The following is a 726-nucleotide window of genomic DNA, read 5'->3' on the forward strand; positions in this document are numbered from 1 at the left end:
CTTTAATACCGCTCAAGCAGCAGAGATCGAAGTCGTCGCTGAGCTTGACGGCACCCGCCCTGGGAACATCACTGTGACTGAACAAGGCCGCACATTCCTTTCAATGCAGCCTCTTGATGGTCCAAAATATCGCGTTGTTGAACTGATGAAAGATGGTTCAACTCAGCCTTTCCCAAGCGAAGATTGGGCGGATGGTCCAGAGACTGGTAAGGTTGGTCTATCGTCAGTCATTGGTATTGATAGTACCGAAGATGGTGTGGTTTGGATTCTCGACATGGGCAGTGCTGACGCTTCAGCGCAGATTGTGGCTTGGGATACAGTAAACAACAAGCTATTTAAACGCATCGAGATAAGCAAAGATGTTACTGTCGGCAACTCTTTCCTACAGGATTTCGCTTTAGATACCAAACGTAACCAGATGTACATTGCAGATACCAGCCTTGGTAACTTGTTCGGTGACCCAGCACCTGCGTTTGTTGTTGTGGATTTAGAGACGGGGGAATCTCGCCGCGTTCTTGAATCTTACAAGGCGCTACTATCACCAGAGCATGATGTGGTGATTGATGGTTCACTGATGGGGGCAAAGCGTGAAGATGGTAGCTCTGATGCGCTTTACCTTGGACTGAACCCAGTAACGATTGATGCTGCAAACGAGTGGGTATATTTCGGCACGGTGAATGGCAGTGCGATTTACCGACTACCAGCGGGTGCGCTTGCAAACGAGAA

1 protein-coding gene is annotated in these 726 nt (G+C 48.9%); it reads left to right on the forward strand.

Annotated elements, in window-relative coordinates; genetic code table 11:
* On the forward strand, positions 1-726 hold a 726-nt coding region (locus AB4486_RS25990; protein WP_372119630.1), incomplete at both ends, for an L-dopachrome tautomerase-related protein.

The sequence above is a fragment of the Vibrio sp. 10N.222.55.C6 genome (genome assembly GCF_041473395.1).
GTDB lineage: Bacteria > Pseudomonadota > Gammaproteobacteria > Enterobacterales > Vibrionaceae > Vibrio > Vibrio crassostreae_C.